The organism is Streptococcus sp. 1559, assembly GCF_013276735.1.
Lineage (GTDB): Bacteria > Bacillota > Bacilli > Lactobacillales > Streptococcaceae > Streptococcus > Streptococcus pseudopneumoniae.
Genome location: NZ_VMLO01000006.1, coordinates 21,042 through 27,753, shown reverse-complemented (window position 1 = coordinate 27,753; position 6,712 = coordinate 21,042). Strand labels below are relative to the sequence as shown.

Genomic DNA, 6,712 nt, shown 5'->3' with positions numbered 1-6,712 from the left:
CGGGTGGTTATGACTTTTTACAGATAAGGAATTTTACATACAAATAATTGAACTTTGGTAAAATAAGACTATAATTAAGTTAGAAATGATAAAGCATAAAGCTAGAAAGGAGTTTACTGTATCAAATCTGTACAGTAAGATTAAAATCATGAAAAAGAAAACAATAGCAATTATACAATGTATTTTGTATCTCATAGCTCCTTATATAGCTCTTCAGTTGTGTAGTATTAACAGAAGTTTAATGGGTGAGTTCTTTATGATTTTCTTTATTCTGTTGACTATTTCATTCTGGTTTAGTATTTGGAAACTAGAAAAAGCACTAGCTAATGATTCTCAATAGAAACTCCAAAGACTTAGATCTGTTTTACTCAGGTCTAAGTCTTCTTTAAAAAGCTCTATATCATCTTTCCGAAAAACTATAATTTTCTTGAAAAATAAATAAGTCCATGCTATACTACTAATAGACTTATTTATGGAGAAAATACATGAAACGAGAGATTTTACTGGAACGAATCGACAAACTAAAACAAATCATGCCCTGGTATGTTCTTGAATACTACCAATCTAAGCTTGCTGTTCCTTACAGTTTTACAACCTTGTACGAATACCTGAAGGAATACGATCGATTTTTCAGCTGGGTTTTAGAATCTGGTATCTCAAACGCCGATAAAATATCTGATATTTCTTTATCTGTCTTGGAAAATATGTCTAAGAAAGACATGGAATCCTTTATACTTTATCTACGTGAACGTCCCTTGCTGAATGCTAATACAAGCAAGCAAGGTGTTTCTCAGACAACCATCAATCGGACCTTGTCAGCACTTTCTAGTCTTTATAAGTATTTGACTGAGGAAGTTGAAAACGATCAAGGGGAACCTTATTTCTATCGTAATGTAATGAAGAAAGTTTCAACCAAAAAAAAGAAAGAAACACTTGCTGCTAGAGCTGAAAACATCAAGCAAAAACTCTTTTTAGGTGATGAAACAGAAGGTTTTCTAACTTATATTGACCAAGAGTATCCACAAAAACTTTCAAATCGCGCCCTATCTTCATTTAATAAAAACAAAGAACGTGATTTGGCCATTATTGCCCTTCTCTTGGCTTCTGGTGTCCGCTTATCTGAAGCTGTTAATCTGGATCTAAGAAATCTCAATCTAAAAATGATGGTTATTGATGTCACTCGAAAAGGGGGCAAACGTGATTCGGTCAATGTCGCTGCCTTTGCTAAGCCTTATTTAGAGAATTATCTGGCCATTCGGACTCAACGCTATAAAACAGAAAAAACAGATACAGCCCTTTTTTTGACTCTCTACAGAGGTGTTCCTAATCGTATCGATGCTTCCAGCGTTGAGAAAATGGTTGCTAAGTATTCTGATGACTTCAAAGTCCGTGTAACTCCCCATAAACTACGCCATACTCTAGCAACTAGGCTCTATGATGCCACTAAATCGCAAGTTTTAGTCAGCCACCAGCTAGGACATGCCAGCACACAAGTCACTGACCTCTATACCCATATCGTCAATGATGAACAAAAGAATGCTCTGGACAGTTTATGATTTTACGTAATATAACTTATGTAAAATATTTATCAAAAAAAGAAGCTGGTCCTACAACCAACTTCTTTTTCTTTATATCTGATACCAGTAAAGTAGCGTGGAATATCAATTGTTTCTATATTTTTGAAATTCTCATTTGCCTACTACTAATTTAACTATAGCAAAAATAATGCAGACAAGGAAGGATATTTTTGCTTGTATGAATTCTAAAAATCAAGCTTTTCTGGATTCAAATCTCTTCATAATCGCAGTTAAACGCCAACGGTAGAGAGCCCCGCTCACGATTAAACTAATAATCAAACCAATCCAGTAAGAATAAGCTCCAAAATCTGTTAGAGAGTCGAATACCATAGCTACTGGGAGTGTCACCCCCCAATAACCAACCAAACCAAGGTAAAAAGGAATAACGGTATCCTTATACCCCCGTAAAATTCCCTGAAGAGGTGCTGCAAAGGTATCTGCTAACTGGAAGAAAAGACTGTAAGTCAAAAAACGTGCTGTCAAATCGATAAATTCTGGGTTGTTACCATAAAGACTAGCCACACTTCCCCTAAAAATGTAAAGGAAGGATAAGGTGAAGACCGCAAAAATGAGGGCTGTCCATCTTCCTAGACCAATATAGGTTTTCGCATCATCAAATCGCTTGGCTCCCACTTCATAGGAAACGACAATAGCCATAGCAGATGAGATACTCATAGGAAAGGCGTACATGAGACTTGAAAAGTTCATAGCTGACTGGTGACTAGCGATAATCAAGGACGAGAACTTAGCCATAATCAAGCCAACCACGGAAAAGATAGCCACCTCAGCAAATACAGTCCCCCCAATAGGCAGACCTAAACGAACTCCTTCCTTAATTTTATCCATATTAAGTGGAATGCGTTTCTCAAGGTGTAAGACTTTGAGCTTCTCCTGTTTAAATAGAACCAAAACAGAAATCCCCAGCAAGACCCAGTAGGCCAAGGATGTTCCTAAACCAGCACCAGCACCTCCCAGTTCTGGAACACCAAAGGCCCCGTAAATCAAGAGGTAGTTAAATCCACTATTGAGAGGAAGTAACAAAAGCATGAGGGACATGGACAGTTTGGTCAAGCCCAGCGAATCCAGCAAGGAACGAATGACACTAAAGAGCAACAAGGGGATAATCCCGATAGATAAAAACCAAAGATAGCGAACCGCTACTGCTGCCACTGGTGCTTCTAGTCCGATATGATTTAAAACGGGTGGTGCCAGGAAAAGTACTAGTCCCAGCAAGACCACGGATAGACCCAAGGCCAGATAGATGAACTGGTAAAAATCTGACGCAACTTCTTCCTTTTTACCACTACCAAGATGGTGACCAATGATAGGCACCAGGGCTGACACAATCCCTGTTAGGAATGTAAAAAAAGGATTCCAGATACTGGTCGCCATAGACACACCAGCCAAGTCCATGGTATTGTATTGGCCTGTCATTGCAGTGTCAACAAAAGAGGCAGAATAATTGGCAAATTGGTAGATCAGGATTGGGAAGAAAATTTTTAAAAATAATACTAACTTCTCTTGTAAACACTTTGTCTTATACATACTTCTCTTTCTATTCTGATTTATCTAAACCAAAGAGTTTCAGACCATAGTTTTTCAAACTTAGCGGAGGATTATTAGATTTTGAAGTAGTATGCCAACACGCACATGTACGACAATAATAGCTTCTAACTAAACCTCCATTATCATATTGAACCGCATGGTCAGCTTTTTCTTTAGTTTCATATTGAATTTTAGAACGATTAGCTGCGGGACAGTAAATTCCGCTATTAGATTTTGCTTGTCTTTCCCTACGTTTTCGAAAATAATTCATATTCCAACTCCTATCAAGCTTGATAAACGATTTGTCCCTTACAGATGGTATATTTAACTTGCCCTTTTAAGGTTTCACCGATGAATGGTGAATTAGCTGCTTTGGAAGCAAAATGGGAGTCCACAAGGCGGTCAGCATTAGAATCAAAAATAGTGATGTCCGCTGGACCATTCTCAGCCAAATAACCAGCTTCAAAATTGTAAAGCTTGGCTGGGTTGTAGGTCATCTTTTCGAGTAATTCCATCAAGCTTAACTCACCAGCTTCTACCAAATAAGTCAATCCGAGAGATAGAGATGTTTCTAAGCCAGTCATGCCAGATAGTGCCTTGGTCATATCCTCGACATTTTTTTCATCAACATGATGAGGCGCATGGTCAGTCGCAATAACTGTGATGACACCTGACTTGAGACCTTCAATCACGGCACGACGGTCTGATTCCAAACGAAGCGGCGGATTCATCTTGGCATTACTTCCTTGTGTCAAAAGGAGCGCTTCGGTCTTAGAAAAATGCTGTGGCGCTACTTCTGCTGTGACTTGCGCACCCAAACCTTGAGCAAACTCCACTACTTTAACACTTTCTTCCTTAGACAAATGCTGAATATGAACATGGGCCTTGGTTGCATAGGCAATCATGACATCACGCGCCATCATAGCATACTCAGCCACCCCAGTCGCACCGCAGATATGGAAATGTTCTTTAGCAATATTTTCGTTAAACCCAAGAATCCCATTCAAACCTGGATCTTCCTCATGAAGACTAATAAAGGTATTAAGCTTTTTAGTTTCCTCCATGGCTTCCTTGACAACTTTACTACTTTCAAGCGGAATACCATCATCAGAAAAACCAACAGCTCCAGCTTCTAAGAGTGCTTTAAAGTCAGTCAAATCTTGCCCATTAAAATTCTTAGTAATGGTCGTAACCGTCTTAACATGAATCTTTTCCTTGGCAGCTGACTGGAGAACTTCTTGCAGGGTTTCTACATCTGAAATGGTTGGACTAGTATTAGCCATCATGACAACAGTTGTAAAACCGCCTGCAGCGGCTGCTAGGGCACCTGTATGAATATCTTCCTTGTGGGTTTGACCAGGTTCACGGAAATGAACATGAATATCGACCAAGCCAGGAGCAACTACAAGACCAGTAGCATCAATCGTTTCTGCTCCTTCTTCCGTGATCTCAGGCGCAATTTTGATAATTTTCCCATCTTGAACTAAGACATCACAAACTTGATCCAAACCAGACTTGGGATCCATTACACGACCATTTTTGATTAGTAGCATCTGCTTTCTCCTTTATTCATAGAAATCAACTTGGGTATCCAACAATTTATCCCCATCATAAACAAACTTGGCTGAAAAGAAGGGTTTGTCCTCTAAAAGCCACTCAACAAAGGTATGGTCACCTTCCCAAGTAGGCTTGCTCAAAACCTCATCATAGGGAACCCATTCTAGCGTCCCCTCATAGCAGTCAATCAAGTCGCCCTCAAACTCTGTCACCTTAAAAACATAGGTGTACCAGTCTAAATCTGGCGTAAATTCAGGAAAAGTGATAACACCTTTTAGAACTGGCTTGGCTTTGAGCCCTGTTTCTTCAAGGATTTCACGCGCTGCACATTCCTGAGGTGTCTCACCACGCTCTAGCTTACCACCCACACCAATCCATTTCCCTTCATGGACATCATTGGGCTTCTTATTACGGTGGAGCATGAGCAGTTCTTTCCCGTTATCAATGTAGCAAATTGTCGCTAACTGAGGCATATTTTCTCCTTATCTAAGCCAATCGATTGGCTCTTGTCCTGTCTCTTTTAAGAATGCATTGGCCTTGGAAAAAGGCTTGGAACCCCAAAATCCTCTGTAAACCGATAAAGGACTGGGATGGGCTGATTCGATAATCAAGTGATGAGGATTGGTAACCAAGACCTTCTTCTTACGTGCATAGGATCCCCAGAGTACAAAAACGACTGGTTTATCTAGTTGATTGACCACCTGAATCACAGCATCCGTAAAAGGCTCCCATATTTGACCAGCATGACCATTGGCCTGTCCAGCAGGAACCGTCAAACAAGCATTAAGAAGCAAGACTCCTTGCTCAGCCCAAGCTGTCAAATCATGAGATTTCTTAACGCCAATATCCTCTGACAATTCTTTCAAGATATTTTGCAAGGATGGTGGAGCTGGGATAGAGTCCGGTACAGAAAAACTCAAGCCCTGCGCTTGACCTGGCCCGTGATAGGGGTCTTGTCCTAGAATCACCACCTTAACGTCTTCTAGGGGTGTGGTCAAGAGAGCTTGAAAAACCTTTTCCTTGGACGGATAAACAATCCCCTGAGCATAAACCTGCTCCATAAACTGATTGATATTCCCGAAATAACCCTCAGGTAATTGCGCCTTAATCAAAGCATGCCAAGACGAGTGTTGCATAGCCGACTCCTTCATTTTTACTGCCTCTATTATAGCAAAAAGTGGCTATGGAAACCACTTTTTACAGTTTATCTAAACAATCCAGCAAGTCTTGGAAAGAATAGACTTCGTAAGTCGGCTGGGCTTGTGTGTGATTTTCGAGGTGATGAGGATTATACCAGATAGTGTCAATCCCAGCATTATTGCCACCTTGAATGTCGGCGGTTAGAGAATCTCCAATCATCAGCGTCTTTTCTTTACTAAATCCAGCAATTTGCTGGCCGATTTTTTCATAAAATAGAGCATCCGGCTTTTGAGTTTGCAATTGCTCAGAGATAAAGACTTGATTGAAATAAGGTTCTAGACCAGATTGAGCCAAACGTCCTGTCTGAATGGCAGTAATGCCATTTGTCGCAGCATACAAGTCATAATCACGATCAATGAGGCTGTCCAAGAGATCATGAGCGCCCGATAGTGTTTGTCCCTGCTGGGCGAGGTAAAATTGGTAACGTTGGGCAAGAAAACTACCGTCTTTTTCCTGTCCAAAATGAGAAAATAAACGAGAAAAGCGCGTGTTAACCAGCTCTTGTTTACTGATTTTCTTTTGCTCCAAGTCCTTCCAGAGAGCCTTGTTCATAGGAACATAATAGTCTTTATAAGCATGAATATCTGCAACCCCTTCTTCTTTTAGAAGTTGCGTTAAAGCCACATCCTCAGCAGCATCAAAATCAAGCAAAGTGTGGTCGAGGTCAAAAAATAGAAATTTGTAGGACAATTTGAGGTTTTCCTTTCTGAAAATTCATTAAGAACATTATATCATAAAGCACCTCATACAATTAACTAATTTAATCACTTGAAAAAATTCGAACACTTTCTATACAACTAACAGCTCAAATCGTTCAGAATAGAACAATCCTA

7 protein-coding genes are annotated in these 6,712 nt (G+C 39.9%); 1 reads left to right on the top strand and 6 read right to left on the bottom strand.

From position 1 onward, the window contains the following. Window positions 1–485 precede the first annotated feature (485 nt). Entirely contained in the window at window positions 486–1,556 is a 1,071-nt protein-coding gene (gene xerS, locus HT688_RS01660) for a tyrosine recombinase XerS (RefSeq protein WP_000817855.1), read from the top strand. A gap of 213 nt (window positions 1,557–1,769) precedes the next feature. Here xerS and pdrM read toward each other — a convergent pair whose 3' ends face one another. From pdrM to pynA, 6 genes are all read right to left on the bottom strand, one after another. Continuing rightward, entirely contained in the window at window positions 1,770–3,122 is a 1,353-nt protein-coding gene (gene pdrM, locus HT688_RS01655) for a sodium-coupled multidrug efflux MATE transporter PdrM (protein WP_172923493.1), read from the bottom strand. A 10-nt stretch (window positions 3,123–3,132) separates the two neighbouring features. Further along, a complete protein-coding gene (locus HT688_RS01650; protein WP_001105926.1) occupies window positions 3,133–3,393 on the bottom strand; it encodes a hypothetical protein in 261 nt (86 codons plus the stop codon). Window positions 3,394–3,406: 13 nt separating this feature from the next. Continuing rightward, a complete protein-coding gene (locus HT688_RS01645; protein WP_172923492.1) occupies window positions 3,407–4,675 on the bottom strand; it encodes a dihydroorotase in 1,269 nt (422 codons plus the stop codon). Between the two features lie 12 nt (window positions 4,676–4,687). Beyond that, window positions 4,688–5,152, bottom strand: coding sequence for an NUDIX hydrolase (locus HT688_RS01640; protein ID WP_001135773.1), 465 nt, complete (start codon window positions 5,150–5,152; stop codon window positions 4,688–4,690). Window positions 5,153–5,161: 9 nt separating this feature from the next. Then, the gene (locus tag HT688_RS01635) at window positions 5,162–5,815 is read right to left on the bottom strand and encodes a uracil-DNA glycosylase (protein ID WP_050261949.1); all 654 of its coding nucleotides are present in this window, start codon (window positions 5,813–5,815) and stop codon (window positions 5,162–5,164) included. 61 nt (window positions 5,816–5,876) lie between these two features. Next, window positions 5,877–6,569: a pyrimidine 5'-nucleotidase PynA gene (pynA, locus tag HT688_RS01630; protein ID WP_172923491.1), complete on the bottom strand. Its 693-nt coding sequence runs from the start codon at window positions 6,567–6,569 to the stop codon at window positions 5,877–5,879. Window positions 6,570–6,712 lie beyond the last annotated feature (143 nt).

Coding starts and splice junctions, on each gene's coding strand:
- HT688_RS01650 (WP_001105926.1), bottom strand. CDS start 3,393: ATGAATTATTTTCGAAAACGTAGGGAAAGACAAGCAAAATCTAATAGC.
- HT688_RS01640 (WP_001135773.1), bottom strand. CDS start 5,152: ATGCCTCAGTTAGCGACAATTTGCTACATTGATAACGGGAAAGAACTG.
- xerS (WP_000817855.1), top strand. CDS start 486: ATGAAACGAGAGATTTTACTGGAACGAATCGACAAACTAAAACAAATC.
- pdrM (WP_172923493.1), bottom strand. CDS start 3,122: ATGTATAAGACAAAGTGTTTACAAGAGAAGTTAGTATTATTTTTAAAA.
- HT688_RS01635 (WP_050261949.1), bottom strand. CDS start 5,815: ATGCAACACTCGTCTTGGCATGCTTTGATTAAGGCGCAATTACCTGAG.
- HT688_RS01645 (WP_172923492.1), bottom strand. CDS start 4,675: ATGCTACTAATCAAAAATGGTCGTGTAATGGATCCCAAGTCTGGTTTG.